The organism is Bradyrhizobium sp. STM 3843 (genome assembly GCF_000239815.1).
Classification (GTDB): Bacteria; Pseudomonadota; Alphaproteobacteria; order Rhizobiales; family Xanthobacteraceae; genus Bradyrhizobium.
Map to the genome: position 1 here is coordinate 41,445 of NZ_CAFK01000010.1, position 16,135 is coordinate 57,579.

A 16,135-nucleotide genomic window follows, 5' to 3' on the forward strand; every position below is an offset into this window, starting at 1 on the left:
AGCCTCCCTCCCCGGAGTGCTGGGCGCGGTTGACCGCTCCTGCTTCTCATTGGCCTGATGGCGTCGGGCAGTATACGCCGGCTTTGGCTGCCGCCAAGCGAGATCGAGCAGCGCCGCTCTCGCTCGCCAGGTCGAGCTCCGTTCAAAGGATTGTTGGTTTCGTTCAAGCCTGAGCCGACCGCACTTCCTAGGCTCCTCCATCCCGAACGGTGGGGGAAGGTCGAACGACCAGCAGGACGCCCAACGCAATCCGGTCCACTCCGGGAACGACAACGCCGAGCTACCAAGTCCTGCGACGAACCGGACGGGAACGCGGCGCGCACTGAAAAAACGCTCCAGGAGGACGCAAATGACAGAAGCCGTGACCAAATCCAATGGGCACAACGGTACACATGTGACGGCAAAGCTCGATGCCGTCGTCGTCGGAGCCGGGGTCGCCGGACTCTATCAGCTCTATCGTCTGCGCGAGCAAGGTTTGACGGTCAGAGCCTTCGACGCTGCGTCAGGCGTCGGCGGCACCTGGTACTGGAACCGCTATCCCGGCGCGAGATTCGATTCAGAAAGCTACATCTACCAATATCTGTTTTCGGAAGAGCTCTACAAAGGATGGAGCTGGAGCGAAAGATTCCCGGGCCAGCCGGAGATTGAGCGCTGGCTCAACTACGTGGCCGATCGCCTGGATCTGCGCAAGGACATCCAGTTCGGCACCGCTATCGTGAGCGCCCACTTCGATGATGCAACGCAGCGGTGGCGGGTGACCACCGATCAGGGCGACGGCGTCGATACCCAGTTCATCATCACCTGTTGTGGCATGCTCTCCGCGCCTCACGTGTCGTTTCCCGGGCAGGACACCTTCGGTGGCCAGGTGTTTCACACGGCGCGGTGGCCGGCACAGCCGGTCGACTTCGCGGGCAAACGTGTCGGCATTGTCGGCAACGGCGCAACCGGCATCCAGGTCATTCAGACGATCGCGAGCGAAGTCGGCCACCTCAAGGTGTTCATGCGCACGCCGCAATACATCATCCCGATGAAGAATCCCAAATACGGCGCGGCCGATGCGGAAGCCTACAAATCGAAGTTCAAGCATTTCGTGGAGCGCTTGCCACACACTTTCACCGGGTTCGAGTACGATTTCGAGCACGCCTGGGCGGCGCTGACGGCCGAGAAGCGCCGTGAGGTGCTCGAGGATTGCTGGAACGATGGTTCCCTGAAGCTGTGGATCTCGTCCTTTGCCGAGCTGTTCTTCGACGACGCGGTCAATGGCGAGATCTCCGAGTTCGTGCGCGAGAAGATGCGCGAGCGGCTGAAGGATCCGAAGCTGTGCGATCTGTTGATCCCGCAAGACTATGGCTTCGGAACGCATCGGGTGCCGCTGGAGCAGAACTTCCTCGAGGCGTTCCACCGTCCGAACGTTGAGATCGTCGAGGTCAAGACCAATCCGATCGAGTGTGTCACGCGCGAGGGGATCCAACTGGCCGATGGCACGGTCCACGAACTTGACATCATCATCCTCGCGACCGGCTTCGATGCCGGATCCGGCGCCCTGATGCGGATCGACATCAGGGGGCGCGGCGGGCGCTCGCTGAAGGACGAGTGGAGCAGGGACATCCGCACCACGATGGGACTGCAGATCCACGGCTACCCCAATCTGTTTACGACCGCCGTGCCGCTGGCGCCATCGGCAGCGCTGTGCAACATGACAACCTGCCTTCAGCAGCAGGTCGAATGGATCGACGATTGCATCAGATATGTTCGCGCGAACAGTCTCGCTGCGGTCGAGCCGACCAAGGAGACGCAGGATGCCTGGGTCGCCCATCACGATGAGATTGCGAATGCGACGCTGATCGCGAAGACGAACTCCTGGTACCTAGGCTCGAACGTCAAAGGCAAGCCTCGCCGCGTGCTGTCCTATTGCGGCGGCGTCGGCGCCTATCGCCAGAAATGCGATGAGGTCGCAGCGAGCGGCTACCAGGGTTTTGCCATGCGCTGAACCATGCGACAGAGCCCAATCAAAGCACAACATAATAAGCATCGGAGGAAGCACATGAGCATCGATCTTAGAGCGGCGGCAGACGCCGTTCTCAATGAGGTCGTGACATCCACGCCGCGGGTTCCTGGTGTCGTCGCCATGGTGACGGATCGGAATCGCAACATCTACGAAGGTGCGGCCGGGCAACGTCGTCTGGACCAGCCGGCCAAGATGTCAACGGACAGCATCTTCGCGATCTTCTCTACGACAAAGGCCATCACCGCGACGGCCGTGTTGCAGCTCGTTGAAGAGGGCAAGCTCGATCTGGATGCACCTGCCAGGCGCTACGCGCCTGAGATCGGCAAGCTCGAGGTCATCGAGGGCTTCGACAGCAAGGGCGAGCCCATCCTGCGCCCGCCGAGCCGGGACATCACCACGCGCATGTTGATGACCCATAGCGCGGGTCTGAGCTACGACTTCATCAATCAGACCTATAACAGGCTCGCGGAGCAAAAGGGACAGCCCAGCGTCATCACGGCGACCAAGGCCTGCCTCATGACCCCGCTGCTGTTCGATCCGGGCGAGCGGTGGGAGTATGGCACCAATCTCGACTGGTGCGGGCAGATCGTCGAGGCCATCACCGGTCGCCGGCTGGGCGAGGTGTTCAAGACCCGCATCTTCGAACCGCTCGGGATCAAGGACATGACGTTCGAGTTGAACGATGCGATGCGCGCCAGACTGGCCGGCATCCACGCGCGCAACGCCGACGGCTCGCTGACGCCGATGGATTTTGAGCTGCCGGCCAAGCCTGAGGTGCATATGGGCGGTCATGGCCTCTACGGCACGGTCGGCGACTACATGCGCTTCATCCGCATGTGGCTGAATGACGGAGCTGGCGAACATGGCCGCGTGCTGAAGGCCGAGACCGTGCGCATGGCGGAACAGAACCATCTGGGCGACAAGAAGGTGACCCCGATTACGGGCGTCATCACCTCGCTCTGCAACGATGCGGAGTTCTTCCCAGGCCAATCCAAGTCGTGGGCGCCGAGCTTCATGGTCAACGACGAAGAAGCTCCGACGGGACGCCCTGCTGGAGCGCTTGGTTGGGCCGGTCTTGCCAACCTGTTCTATTGGATCGATCGGCGGAACGGCTTCGGCGGATTCTGGGCAACCCAGATCCTGCCGTTCGGTGATCCCACGTCGTTCATCGGCTACATGAACTTCGAGACGGCATTCTACCAGAGCCTCAGGCACCGTATGGTCGGCTAACGGGGATCATGCGCCTGGCTGGTCATCAACAGTTGGGTTCGCATCGCGAACTCAACTGACATCCTCGACGTCGAATCGGCAACTAGCTGACCCCAGGACTTTTCGATCCTGAAGGTCAGGGACCGCAAGGTCATGGACACCAGCAAGCGTTTTCAGGTGCCGGCGGCACCCGGCCTCTGCCAGGACGGGCCGTAGCGCGCGTGGCGATGCGCACTTGCGCATCTGACAATATCGAGATTCCGGGTTCAGCCCTCCGCGCAAAATGGCTTTGCCATTTTGTCGCGCGGGCTGACCCGGAATGACGGCTCTTGTGACGCAGCAAGTGGTGCCCGGTCACGACGGCTTGCTTCTCCTCGTCCGCGATTGCGGCGCTTTTGGCCAATGGTGAAGAGCCACGTCCGCGACCCCCTGCAGCTCGCTGCGCGTGGCCCCGCCGGCCGCCAGCACGGCCATTCCGTAGATCAGCGCCGAGAGATAGCGCGCGAGGTCCGCGGGATCGTCATCACCCGGCAGGTCGTGCTCTTTCGCCGCGCGCTGAAGCCGGCGGCGGATCGCTGCTTCGCCGCGATGGCGTCGCGAAGCCAGATCGCGGCGGACGGCTTCCGATTCCACTCCGCAGGCAAGCGCACCCTGAACGCCGAGGCAGCCAGGCGGATTCTGCTTGTCGCCATGGAGCTCGACTGGGCCGGTCATCCAGAGGCGCACTGCTTCGAGCGATGTCGCGGCCTGGTCGGCCGCTGTTCTATAGGCGCCGGCCTTCGCCTCGTAGCGGTCCATCACGCGCTGAAACAGGCCTTCCTTGTTGCCGAACGCCGCGTAGAGGCTGGCGCGGGTAATGCCGAGGGCGTCAGTCAGGTCTGACATCGACGTTCCCTCATAGCCGCGCCGCCAGAACAGGCCGAGTGCGCGCTCGACAGCCTGATCCAGGTCGAATTCACGGGGTCGTCCGGCACTCATGATACACCCTCATGCGTCATTTTACCTTTGGCTTGCTTATTATAGATCGATCGTTCTATAATCGGTCGCATTGCTAGCCAAACAAAGATGATAGGGGGCGCCGGTGCGCGCAAGATGCCTTGCAATTCTTCTCATGCTGCTGGCTCCTGCAGCCCGCGCCGAGGTCGGGTCGTTCCCTTCCAGCTTCAAGACCAGAACGATCGCTGCGAACGGGGCCCAGATCCATGTTCGGGTCGGCGGTCAGGGACCCGCCGTCATCCTGATCCATGGCTTCGGCGACACCGGCGACATGTGGGCCAAGCTCGGGGCAGAGCTGGTGCGCGATCACACCGTGGTCGTGCCGGACCTGCGGGGCATGGGCCTCTCGGACAAGCCCGACAGCGGCTACGACAAATGGACCCAGGCGGCTGACATGCGGGCCGTCTTGCAGGCGCTCGGCATCGACAAGGCTTTCGTGGTCGGACACGATATCGGAACCATGGTGGCCTATGCCTACGCGGCGCGGTATCGCGACCTGACGGAGAAGCTCGTCGTCATGGATGCTCCGGTGCCCGGCGTGCCGCCGTGGGACGAGATCGTGCGCAGCCCGCAGCTCTGGCACTTTGATTTCGGCGGCCCCGATATGGAACGGCTGGTCAAGGGCCGCGAGCGCATCTACCTCGACCGTTTCTGGAATGAGTTCGCGGGCACGCCTTCGAAGGTCGGGGAGGCGACACGCAGGCATTATGCCGAACTCTATGCGCGACCGGGCGCCATGCATGCCGCGTTCGCCCAGTTCAGGGCGATCCGCACCGACGCGGAGGACAACAAGAAGGCGATCGCGACAAAGCTGACCATTCCGGTGCTTGCCGTCGGAGGTCAGAAATCCTTTGGCGCGATGGAAGCGGTGGTGATGCGCAACGCCGCCACGGATGTCACCGAAGTGGTCATCCCCGACGCCGGACATTGGCTGATGGAAGAGCAGCCGGAGGCGACCATCAAGACGATACGCCAATTTCTTGATGGCGTGAAATAGCAGGACGCGGGAGCGGGGGCGCACCATCATACTGAAGCGGCCGCGGCGCCCTCTGAAGGGGCGTCGCGCTGCCCGTCTTCGGATCTCGCGGCAGGACCTCAGGTGCTCATAGGCCGCCGCTAAAACCGCGTCACGATCTCTGACAGCACCGGGCGCGGGCGATCCTCGCTCGGCTTGGTCGGGGTGCCGATATGGATCATGCCGGCGAGCTTCTCCTCAGGTTTCAGCCCGAGGCGATCGAGCACGTCGCGATCGAAGCAGAACCAGCCGGTGAGCCAGGCCGCGCCGTAGCCGAGCGCGGTGGCCGCTGTGACGATGTTCATCGCGCTCGCGCCCGCCGACAGCTCCTGCTCGAACGGCGGCACCTTCGGATGTGGCTTGGTGATGCTGACCAGGCCGATCACCAGCGGCGCATCGGTCAATCGCTTCTTCTCTGCTTCGATGTCGGCCTCAGTGGCTTGCGGGTTCTTGCCGGCAAACACCTGGGCGATGATCTCGCCGGCGCGCTGACGCGCATCGCCCTCGAAGATGATGAAGCGCCAGGGGGCGAGCTTGCCGTGATCGGGCACGCGGGCGCCGATGGTCAGGATGGTCTCGAGCTCGGCGGGCGAGGGGCCGGGGCCGGTCATCTCGCGCGGCTTGACCGAGCGGCGGGTTTTCAGGAGTTCAATGGTGTCGGGCACTATGGGTTCTCGGTAGCTGATGGATGGCCCTTAGATAACATGCGGATCGGCCCGCAACGAGGGCGCGCCCAGGCCGTTTTGATCGGTTCTACAGGCACCGGTTCTACGGCAAAGGCTCAGTGCGCCTGCGGCGATCTGCCCGGACATGACTGGCGGTGACGATTGTCCAGGTTCGGGCGGATCGGTAAAAGGGCTCAGCTGATTTTGGCGCGGGGCCGAACAGATTGGCGTGCGCATGACCGAACCGGTGCTGACACCGTCACCTGATGCGATCGCCCGGTTGCGCGGCCATTCCGGCTTTCCGGCGGCGATGCGCGCCTCTGCGCACAGTTCGGTGGCACTTTATCGCAGCGGCCGCGTCCTCAATGCGCTCCTCAGCGACCGCGCCCGCGCGCTGTTTTCATATTTCGCACTCTATCTGCATTTCGACGGCGAGCGCGATGGAGAGCCTGGGCTGACCGCAGGCGCCATGAAGGAGATGTGCGTCAGGCTCGGTCTGTGCAGCCGTGGCCGTTGCGAGGCGATGCTGGGCCTGATGCGCGCGGTCGGTTTTCTGGCGGCCGCGCCAAACACGGATCGGCGTCGCCGTCCTCTCGTTCCCACCGAAAAGCTGATGATGCTGCACCGGGAGCGCTGGGGTGGCCAATTCGACGCCATGAGCCGGGTGATCCCCGCCGCGGTCGCTTATCGGGCCGCGCTCAACGACCCGGCCTTTCTCAAGACCTTCGTGCTCGAACTCGGCCGCCGATTTTATGCTGGCCTGCGCGTCCTCGACAGTGCGCCTGATCTTGCGATGTTCGCCGAGCGCAATGCCGGAATGATGATCCTGTTCAGCCTGGCGCTGTCCGGGTCTGCAGACGAGGGGTTTCCTCCGGCCGAACCGGTGCCGCTCTCGATCAACGGACTTGCAACGCGGTTTTCGGTGTCCCGCAAACACGTGCTGACCGTGCTGCGCGATGCGGAAGCGCAGGGACTGCTCCTGCGCGGGGGCCGAGCCAATGACGAGATCACCATCCTGCCCCGCGGGCGGGAGGCGCTGGGAGGCATGCTGGCGAGCATGTTCCTCTACCTCTCCGACTGCGCGGAGGTGGCGCTGCAAGCCCGGCCGGCGGCTGCGGACCATGCCGCAGCCGCCACGCGGATGGCTTGATCGGTCAGGCCGCGTCGCGCTGGCGGCGCCGCACATCCGGCGGCGTCGCCTCGTCGACCAACGCGGCGATGGCCTCCGCCGTCGGCATCACTTTCTGGCCGTCGCTGCCGAGCCGGCGCACCGAGACCGAATGCGTCTCGGCCTCCTTTTTGCCGACGACGAGAAGGGCAGGGATCTTCTGCAGCGAGTGCTCGCGGACCTTGTAGTTGATCTTCTCGTTGCGCAGGTCGATCTCGGCCCGCAGGCCCGCGCGCCGCGCCGCCGCCAGCACCTGCTTGGCGTATTCGTCGCCTTCGGAGGTGATGGTGGTGACCACGACCTGCGTCGGCGCCAGCCACAGCGGGAAGCTGCCGGCATAGTGCTCGATCAGGATGCCGATGAAGCGCTCCATCGAGCCGCAGATCGCCCGGTGCACCATGACCGGTGGCTTCTTGGCGCCGTCGGCATCGATGTAGAACGCACCGAACCGCTCCGGCAGGTTGAAGTCCACCTGCGTGGTGCCGCATTGCCAGTCGCGGCCGATGGCGTCGCGCAGCACATATTCGAACTTCGGCCCGTAGAACGCGCCTTCGCCCGGGTTGATCTCGGTCTTGATGTTGTTGCGCTGGGTCTTGATCTCCTGCAGCACCGTGGCCATCACGCGCTCGGCATGATCCCACATCTCGTCGGTGCCGACGCGCTTGTCCGGCCGGGTCGAGAGCTTCACGGTCAGCTCGCCCTCGAAGCCGAAATCGGCGTAGGTCGACAGGATCAGGTCGTTGATCTTCAGGCACTCGTCGGCCAACTGCTCCTCGGTGCAGAAGATGTGGGCGTCGTCCTGGGTGAAGCCGCGCACGCGCATCAGGCCGTGCATGGCGCCCGAGGCCTCGTAGCGATGGACCACGCCGAACTCCGCGAGCCGCAACGGCAGGTCGCGATAGCTCTTCAGGCCGTGCTTGAAGATCTGCACATGGCCGGGACAGTTCATCGGCTTCAGCGCAAACCAGCGCTTGTCCTCGGCCTCGTCGCCGGCCGACTGGGCCGCGAACATGTTCTCGCGATACCAATTCCAGTGGCCCGAGGTTTCCCACAGCGACTTGTCGAGGATCTGCGGCGCGTTGACCTCGCTGTAGTCGCCGGCGAGCCGCCGACGCATATAGGCGATCAGCGCCTGGAAGATGCTCCAGCCTTTCGGATGCCAGAACACCACGCCCGGGCCTTCCTCCTGGAAGTGGAACAGGTCGAGCTCGCGGCCGAGCTTGCGATGGTCGCGCTTCTCGGCCTCCTCGATCTGCTTGAGGTAAGCGTCGAGCTGCTCCTGCTTGGCGAAGGCGGTGCCGTAGATCCGGGTCAGCATCGGATTGTTGGAATCGCCGCGCCAATAGGCGCCCGCCACCTTCATCAGCTTGAAGGCGTTGCCGATCTTGCCGGTCGAGGTCATGTGTGGGCCGCGGCAGAGATCGAACCACTCGCCCTGGAAATAGATCTTGATCGGCTCGTTGCCGGGAATGGCGTCGACCAGCTCGACCTTGAATGCTTCGCCCTTGTCGCGGAACACCTGCTTGGTCTTCTCGCGATCCCACACCTCCTTGGTGAAGGCTTTGTCGCGGCCGATGATCTCGCGCATCTTCTTCTCGATCGCGGCGAAATCCTCCGGGGTGAACGGCTCGTTGCGGAAGAAGTCGTAGTAGAAGCCGTTCTCGATCACCGGGCCGATGGTGACCTGGGTGCCTGGCCACAGCGACTGCACCGCTTCGGCGAGCACATGCGCGCAGTCATGCCGAATCAATTCCAGCGCGCGCGGATCGTCGCGGTCGACCAGCTCGAGCCGGGCATCCTGTCCAATGGGATCGTTGAGGTCGGCCAGCGTGCCGTCGAGCGCCATCGCCACGGTGCGCTTGGCGAGCGAGGGTGAGATGCCCTTGGCGATCTCGAACCCGGTGGTATTCTTCGGATAATCGCGCTTGGCGCCGTCCGGAAAGGTGATGATGATCTTCTGCACTGGTTCGGCCGGCTTCAGATTGCTGAGGCTGTATTGAAAACCGGATTCGGATTTGGGCTGATCGGACTTCAACGAGTCGGACTTCAACGAGTCGGACTTGGACGGGTCGGACTTGGACGGGTCGGACTTGGACGGGTCAGGCTTGGACTGGTCAGGCATGGTGTTCTCCGTAAGCTCACTCCTGCGAACGAGCGCAGGTAAGCGGAACAAGCGATATAGCAGGGGAATCGGAGGCTGCAACCGGGCTCGCGACGGAAACCGGGCAGTTCCTGCCGGGATCAACCTGCCAGCCTTGCGGCGAGGGTGCGGTGTGATACAACCGAAACATTTGGGGCTTGCGCTGTTTTCCGATGTTTGTGCTCTGTAATCGTGCGGGTCGGATGATCCAGCGCCTCATCCTGCTCGCGGCGCTCGCTTTGGCATGCGCGCCTGCAGGTGCCGCGCCGGCCCAGCGCTTTGCCGACCATACGCCGCCGATCGCGTTCTACGTGGTCAAGGGACCGCCCGGTGTCTGCGGCGAAGGTTGTGACAGCTGGATCGCGGCAGAGGGAAAGATCGACAGCCTCGCCGCAGCCCGCTTTCGCAAATTCGTCAAGCAGGTCGGTGATCGCGGGCTGCCGATCTATTTCAACTCGCCCGGCGGCAATCTCGAGCAGGGGCTCGCGATCGGCAACATCCTGCGGGAAACGAAGGCCATTGCGCGAGTGGGGCGCACCGTGGTCCGCGAATGCGGCTTCGAGGCCCAGGATGGCGAGGCCTGCGTTAAGCTCAAGCAGTCCGGCCGCGAGCTGACGGGAGAGCTTTGGACCCGAGGGGCGATGTGCAACTCCGCGTGCCCCTATCTGATCCTGGGCGCGCCCACGCGCGAGATCGCGCCGGATACGCTGCTGGCTGTGCACTCGCCGCGGGTGATCCTGAATTTCAGCAGCGGCGCGCCGCCGGCGGAGGTGCGGATGCAGGCGCTGCAACAGGCGAATGCACGTGCTGACCGTCTGGTGCTGGACTATCTGAAGCGAATGGGCGTCGACCCGGGCCTGCTCAGCGTGTCGCGCTCGGTGCGGTTCGAGGATCTGCATGTCCTCAGCCGCGAGGAGATCGCCAAATTCGGCGTCGACCGGCGCGAGCAAATAGAGACGCCCTGGACATTCGAGTACGCCAGCCGCGGCTTCGTCTATAAGACGGTGATGACGCGCAAGCCGGGCGAGACCTCGTTCCGTACCACGCGATTTCAGCTGGTCTGCTTCGATGCCGACCGCTTCGAGCTGGATTTCCAGCGGCCCGCACCGGCAGCATCCGGATCCACCTCGGTGGCCATCACCAACGGAACCGACCGGCTCAACTTCCTGTATCCGCCGCGCAAGGGGCACGACGCGAAGGGACGTGACGCTAAGGGGCTTGGCGACAAGGACCCTGGCGAGGAGACGTGGGGCATGGGCGTGACCGGACCACGGCTCCGCGCGCTCGCATCCAGCACCGGTCCCGAACTGAACGAGGGTGAGCTGCGTGCCGGCAGCTGGCAATTCGCGTCCTCCCGGCTTTCCACCGAGGGTCTGCAGGCGGCACTGCAGCGGCTGCTTTCCGGCTGCCCGCAGCCCAAGCGCACCTCAGTGACGTCGTCATCGGCCGAGCGCGAGCAGGTGGTCGGCGCGGCGAGGTGAGCTACGCGTCGAGCCAGATATCTGCTGCGGTGAACAGATGTCATGCTCAACATGATAATGTTTCATGCAGATGCATGAAAATTTCTGGTATAAAGCCATTATGACCGCTCATTCCGCATCCCCTCGCTTTGCTCCCACGGCCTTGATGCTCGGCAATCTCGTCACCGGCTGCTCCGTCCTGGCGCCTGCCGGGGTGTTGCCGGAGCTCGCCGCAGAGCTCGACGTCAGCATTCGAACCACGGGTCTTTTGATCACCTTCGGCGCGGTGATCCTGTGCATCTGTTCGCCGCTGACCGCGTGGCTCACCAGCCGCATTGACCGCCGCCGGCTGCTTGCGGTCACGCTCGCGGTGTTCGCGCTCGGCAATCTGGCCTCGAGCGTCGCGCCCGGCTATGCGAGCCTGTTGGTGATCCGCCTTGGGATGCTTGCGGTCGGCGCGCTCTATACGCCACAGGCCGCCGGCACCGCGGCGCTGATCGTGCCGGCCGAGCGGCGCGGGAGCTCGATCGCCTATGTCTTTCTCGGCTGGTCGCTGGCCGCGGCCGTCGGCCTGCCGCTGATCACCTTCATCGGCAGCCATTTGGGTTGGCGGATGGCCTATCTGCTGGTCGGCCTTGTCGGTGTCGTGAGCTGCCTGCTGGTGGTGTGGCGGTTGCCGAACGGGCTGCGGGGCGCGCCCGTCGAATTGAAGACCTGGGTCGAACTCGGCCGCAACCGGACGGTGGTGGTGCTGCTGCTGATCACGACGCTGCAGATGTCCGGGCAGTTCGTCGTCTTCACCTTCATGGGTCCGCTGTTGCAGACCTTGACCGGCGCGGATGCGAACCAGGTCGGGCTGGTGTTCGCGCTGTATGGTGTGGCGGGCTTTGTCGGGGTGATCGTCGCCAGCCGTATCGTCGATTCCTGGGGAGCGTTCCGGACCTCGCTGCTGTTCACCAGCCTGATCCTGACCGGCATCGTGGGCTGGACCGTGGGAGCTGGAACCTATCCCATGATGGCGACAGCGGTTGTGGTCTGGGGGCTTGGCTTCGCCTCGGCCAACTCGATGCAGCAGGTCCGCCTGGTGAGCGCCGCGCCGCCACTCGCATCGGCATCCGTGTCGTTGAACACCTCGGTGCTTTATATCGGCCAGGCGATCGGCTCAGCCATTGGCGGGGCGCTGTTCGCGCAGAACCTGCTTGGTAGCACCGGCTATGTTGCCACGGCCTTCGTCGCCATGGCCGTCCTGGCCATTCTGTCCAGCAGGCCGCGGGTACCGGTCGCCGCATTAGCCTGATTCAGCCAAGAGTCGCTTGGCAAATGCCGCAAGACCGGCTTAAAGCCGCTTCACGTGGGATGCGGGGCTCTGGATGATTTCGCCATAACCGGCGGCTAATCAGACCGAGGCCCGGCGCCCCCCGCGGGTTCATATGAAAGCGATATGACATGAAGCGAATGACTTTGAGCCTGGCCGTGGCGCTCATTTCGACGGCCGCTCTTGCCCAGGCCAGCCCGCCGATGGTCGGCGGCCATCCGTTGGTCCAGGTCAAGCCCCATACCGCAGCTGCAGCAAAGCCGCAGTCGATGGCCGCGCGCCTTCAGGCGTGTCTGGAGATCGATGACGGCACCAAGGAACGGCTGAACTGCTATGACGGGGTGATCCCGCCCGCGCCGAAGCCGAAGGCCATGAAGGCCAAGTCGGTGAGCGATTGCAAGTTCACCAAGGAAGAGGACGAGCGGCTGGCCTGTTTCAACGGTTTCGTTGATAAGCAGCCGAAGCCCGACGCCAAGCCCGATTCCAAGACCTGATCCAGGAGGCGCGAGGCGATGAGGTCAGCTCGCCGTCGCGCCTCTGGTTTTTGATCGAGCAAGACTCCTACGAAAAGCCGCGCCAGCATTTTCGGATCATGCTCGAGACACGGCGGTCGCCACCCGTCGGCGCCGGTTCAATCGGCGATGCGGGTCAGCACCGCCTTGAAGGCGAGCCCCGGCATCTGCAGTGCCGTTCCTTCGAAATCGACCATGTCGCCGTTTTCCTGCCCGCTCAACGTCAGCGTCACCCTGTCGATCCCAAAAAGCGGCTTGAACGCGGGATCCGGATCGTGGCGCTCGGTCGAGACCTTCACCTGGATCGCCTTCGGCGTGGAGCTGTAACTACCGATGAAGGCGAAGGCCGAATTGCCGCCGCGAAGCTTGCCGCTGCAGGCATAGACGACGCCGGATCCGGTGCCGTGAACGGTGTGAAATTCCACTCTGTAAAGCCCATCGCGCAATGTCCGTCCCCAATATCGCAATCAAACAATGCTTCATCTTAAGGCGGGTGCTGATAGCGGACAATGCGCGGCGCCGATACTTCAAGCCGCCATCAACATCACTTTGAGGCCTACGGTCTCAGCCGCGCGCCGGCTCAGCGGTTTGTCGCCCTTGAACTACCAGCAGCAATGCGGATCGGCGGTTGGGCCGCCGCCATCTTCCCCAGCACATCCTCGATCGGATTGCGCGTCCAGGCCAGGGTGACGTAGTCCCGGTGGGTGACGCCTTCCGGCGTCTCGACAAACACCACGCTGCCGGGCTTGAGCGGTCCGTCCATGTCTTCGGAGATGGCGATCCCGCGATCCCGCAACGTCGTCATCAGCTCCTGGTCGTGACGGGCGGTGTAGTGCGTGTAGGACGAGATGAAGAAGCCGGACCGATTATGTTCGATCCAGCCCGCGAACTTGTCGAGCTGGCCGTAGACGGCATCGAGCAGCACGACGCCGCGCACGCGGTTCGTGACGCCGCCGACCTCGAGGCTCCAGGCGGTCGGCAGGAAGCCGCCGCTATAGCCGACGATCACGATCGGCATGGTGGCGAACGCCTTCGCTGCGGCAGGATCGCCGGTCAGCTGGGCGAGATTGCCCGCGGCCTCGTCCATGAAACGTTTGAAGCCGCCGGGCTGCCAGAACTTGCCGGCACTGGAATCGGCGGCGTCGACCGCCATTTGCGGCGCCAGCAACACCGCATTGACGCCGGAGTCGCTGATCTGTTGCGGCACCAATTGCCGGTCGCGGACGTCGCGTTCCAAGGTCGCGCCGTTGCCATGGAAGAACACCACGATCACGCCGGGTTTGCGGACGTCGAAATGTTCGGGGACGTGCACGAGCACGCGGCTGTCATTGTAGGTCTGGTCCTGCCAGTAGACGCGGCCCGAGAAACTGCGGTGGCCGCGCCGGTCGCCGCTGGTGACATTGAGGAAGGGGGCGTCCGAGGCCGGGTTGTTGCCGTAGTAAGGGAATGCCGAGGACTTCATGCTGACCAGCGTGGTCAGCGGCTCGCGAGACGGGCGTGTGGCGGGCCCTTGCGGCTCGAGCGAGGCGACCTGATAGGATGCCGGCTGCGCCGCGAAATCCGAGGGCCTATGGAGTTCGAAGCTTTCGGCAGACGACGGAAAGCGATCGCGGAACTGGGGTGCCGGGAAGCGCTCGTCGAAGCTTGCAGATTGTGCCGGAGTGGCATTGGCCGCCAGCGTGCCGGGGCTTGGCGCCCTGCCGCAATGGGCGAGCGGAAGCGACAGCAGCAGGGCAAAGGTGGCGGAGATCGCACGGCGAGAAGAACAGGGGACGCTGCGCGCGCGCGAGCGAAACCGTTCCGCCCGGTGCACGTGGCGACAGGTCAGGCATTTCGGATTCGGTCCGAGCATCCGCCCCGACACCCCCCAAGTCCAACATGGCTACCAAAATCGCGACCTTCGGCTCCCTCACCAACTCTGGGCCGCCGCTGTTGAGGTCGCGTTACTCCTAAGCGCCGGAACAACCCCCGATATCCGGAGCCATCACTGTCGGTTGTGCGCCCTGGATGCGCCACAACCGCGCCATTCGTGCGACACAGCACGAGATCGTGTCGCGATTGTGGGACTGCATAGGCGGCGACGCAATGCCGTACGCTGCCGGGGCTGAATAAAGGTTTCAGGATACCATTTTGGCTAGGCCATATTTAGCCCCCGTTAACCATGTTTGAATGGTTTGCCTGGAAACCTAGGGCCGGAGCTTAGGCGAGACCTTTGGGCCGGAGCGAAGGGAAGGGGCGTTCGGCGCCCCATGCGACATGGCTGCATCCGAAACACACGATGCGTCCTGGCCCGGCCGGCTGCTCGAGAGCGCCGTTCCTTCGGTGTCCGTGCTGGTCGCCACTGCGATCGTCGTGGCCGACATGATCGGCGTCGGCGTCTTCACCAGTCTCGGCTTCCAGGTGAAGGATATTCCTTCCGGCTTTTCCATCCTGCTGCTGTGGGCGATCGGCGGTGTCGTGGCGCTGTGTGGTGCCTTTTCTTACGCCGAGCTGGGCGCCATGTTTCCGCGTTCGAGCGGCGAGTACAATTTCCTCTCGCGCGCCTTTCATCCGGCGCTCGGCTTCATGGCAGGCTGGGTGTCCGCAACGGTCGGCTTCGCGGCGCCGGTTGCGCTCGCGGCGATGGCGTTCGGCGAATATGGCAGGGCCGTCTTCCCGGGCGCACCGTCGTTAGTGCTCGCGGTCGGCGCGGTCTGGCTCGTCACCGCGGTGCAGCTTCGCGGCATCAGGCTGTCCTCAAGTTTTCAACTGATTTCGACGCTGCTGAAGGTCGGGCTCATCGTCGCCTTCCTGGTCGCAGGCTTCACAGTCTCCTCTCCGCAGCCTGTGAGCTTTGTCCCCGCAAGGGCCGATATCGGCTACGTCATCAGTGGACCGTTTGCGATCGGGCTCGTGTTCGTGATGTACGCGTTTTCCGGCTGGAACGCCGCCACCTACATCACCGGTGAGTTGCATACGCCGCAACGGACGCTGCCGCGGGCGCTGCTCGCGGGCACTTTGATCGTGCTTGCGCTCTATGTCGCGCTGAATGCCGTGTTCCTGCTTGCCGCGCCGACCGACAGGCTGTCCGGTCAGCTGCAGGTCGCAAGCATCGCCGGCAGCTACATCTTCGGCACCACGGGCGGACGCATCGTTGCCGGCATGATCTGCATCGGTCTGGTGCCTTCGATCGCGGCGATGATGTGGATCGGTCCGCGCGTCTTGATGACGATGGGCGAAGATGTTCCGGCGCTCTCCTTGTTTGCCCGCAGGTCGCAGAACGGCGCGCCGGTCTACGCGATCTTGTTCCAGCTCGCGATCGCCAATCTCATGCTGTTCACCGAAAGCTTCGAGGCCGTGCTCGACTTCATCCAGTTCGCGCTGCTCGCGTGTTCGTTCCTCACCGTGCTCGGCCTGTTCAAACTACGCGTCACACGGCCGGAGCTGCCGCGGCCCTATCTGGCGTGGGGGTACCCGCTGACGCCTTTGCTGTTCCTGCTCGTAACCGGCTTCATGATGTCCTATCTGTTTGCGGAGCGGCCGCTGCAGGCCGGCCTCGGCGCGGCGGCGATGATGTCCGGCGTCCTGATCTATCTCATCGCTCACAAGCGGCCGGGCCGGAGCGCCGCGACAGCATTGCCGGGTGCAGATTGAGATGTCGCGATTTG

Annotated in this window: 13 protein-coding genes; 8 read left to right on the forward strand and 5 right to left on the reverse strand. The window is 63.8% G+C overall.

Annotated features, from left to right (window positions below):
* Positions 1–349: 349 nt before the first annotated feature.
* Both BRAS3843_RS01770 and BRAS3843_RS01775 read left to right on the forward strand, forming a co-directional pair.
* Positions 350–1,990, forward strand: coding sequence for an NAD(P)/FAD-dependent oxidoreductase (locus BRAS3843_RS01770; RefSeq protein ID WP_008966972.1), 1,641 nt, complete (start codon positions 350–352; stop codon positions 1,988–1,990).
* Positions 1,991–2,044: 54 nt separating this feature from the next.
* Positions 2,045–3,238, forward strand: coding sequence for a serine hydrolase domain-containing protein (locus BRAS3843_RS01775; RefSeq protein WP_008966973.1), 1,194 nt, complete (start codon positions 2,045–2,047; stop codon positions 3,236–3,238).
* Positions 3,239–3,571: 333 nt separating this feature from the next.
* Here BRAS3843_RS01775 and BRAS3843_RS01780 read toward each other — a convergent pair whose 3' ends face one another.
* A complete protein-coding gene (locus BRAS3843_RS01780) occupies positions 3,572–4,195 on the reverse strand; it encodes a TetR/AcrR family transcriptional regulator (RefSeq protein WP_008966974.1) in 624 nt (207 codons plus the stop codon).
* A gap of 133 nt (positions 4,196–4,328) precedes the next feature.
* On the opposite strand from BRAS3843_RS01780, the gene BRAS3843_RS01785 reads away from it, so the two are divergent.
* The gene (locus BRAS3843_RS01785; protein ID WP_008966975.1) at positions 4,329–5,210 is read left to right on the forward strand and encodes an alpha/beta hydrolase; all 882 of its coding nucleotides are present in this window, start codon (positions 4,329–4,331) and stop codon (positions 5,208–5,210) included.
* Positions 5,211–5,329: 119 nt separating this feature from the next.
* Here the strand turns inward: BRAS3843_RS01785 and BRAS3843_RS01790 are convergent, their stop codons facing one another.
* The gene (locus tag BRAS3843_RS01790) at positions 5,330–5,893 is read right to left on the reverse strand and encodes a nitroreductase (protein WP_008966976.1); all 564 of its coding nucleotides are present in this window, start codon (positions 5,891–5,893) and stop codon (positions 5,330–5,332) included.
* A 235-nt stretch (positions 5,894–6,128) separates the two neighbouring features.
* On the opposite strand from BRAS3843_RS01790, the gene BRAS3843_RS01795 reads away from it, so the two are divergent.
* Positions 6,129–7,043 carry a hypothetical protein gene (locus BRAS3843_RS01795; protein ID WP_008966977.1) on the forward strand — a complete coding sequence of 305 codons (915 nt, stop codon included), beginning with the start codon at positions 6,129–6,131 and terminating at the stop codon, positions 7,041–7,043.
* 4 nt (positions 7,044–7,047) lie between these two features.
* On the opposite strand, the gene thrS is transcribed toward BRAS3843_RS01795, so the two are convergent.
* Positions 7,048–9,183 carry a threonine--tRNA ligase gene (gene thrS / locus BRAS3843_RS01800; protein ID WP_008966978.1) on the reverse strand — a complete coding sequence of 712 codons (2,136 nt, stop codon included), beginning with the start codon at positions 9,181–9,183 and terminating at the stop codon, positions 7,048–7,050.
* A 221-nt stretch (positions 9,184–9,404) separates the two neighbouring features.
* Here thrS and BRAS3843_RS01805 point away from each other — a divergent pair, with 221 nt between their 5' ends.
* From BRAS3843_RS01805 to BRAS3843_RS01815, 3 genes are all read left to right on the forward strand, one after another.
* Complete coding sequence (locus BRAS3843_RS01805) at positions 9,405–10,682, forward strand: hypothetical protein (RefSeq protein ID WP_008966979.1); 1,278 nt, start codon at positions 9,405–9,407, stop codon at positions 10,680–10,682.
* 64 nt (positions 10,683–10,746) lie between these two features.
* On the forward strand, positions 10,747–11,958 hold the full coding sequence (locus BRAS3843_RS01810; protein WP_244425095.1) for an MFS transporter: 1,212 nt from the start codon (positions 10,747–10,749) through the stop codon (positions 11,956–11,958).
* Between the two features lie 149 nt (positions 11,959–12,107).
* Positions 12,108–12,470: a hypothetical protein gene (locus BRAS3843_RS01815; protein ID WP_035980555.1), complete on the forward strand. Its 363-nt coding sequence runs from the start codon at positions 12,108–12,110 to the stop codon at positions 12,468–12,470.
* A gap of 137 nt (positions 12,471–12,607) precedes the next feature.
* Here the strand turns inward: BRAS3843_RS01815 and BRAS3843_RS01820 are convergent, their stop codons facing one another.
* The gene (locus BRAS3843_RS01820; RefSeq protein WP_347379564.1) at positions 12,608–12,955 is read right to left on the reverse strand and encodes a GrlR family regulatory protein; all 348 of its coding nucleotides are present in this window, start codon (positions 12,953–12,955) and stop codon (positions 12,608–12,610) included.
* Between the two features lie 113 nt (positions 12,956–13,068).
* The gene (locus BRAS3843_RS01825) at positions 13,069–14,340 is read right to left on the reverse strand and encodes an alpha/beta hydrolase (protein ID WP_008966984.1); all 1,272 of its coding nucleotides are present in this window, start codon (positions 14,338–14,340) and stop codon (positions 13,069–13,071) included.
* A 404-nt stretch (positions 14,341–14,744) separates the two neighbouring features.
* On the opposite strand from BRAS3843_RS01825, the gene BRAS3843_RS01830 reads away from it, so the two are divergent.
* On the forward strand, positions 14,745–16,121 hold the full coding sequence (locus BRAS3843_RS01830; RefSeq protein ID WP_008966985.1) for an amino acid permease: 1,377 nt from the start codon (positions 14,745–14,747) through the stop codon (positions 16,119–16,121).
* Positions 16,122–16,135: the final 14 nt, after the last annotated feature.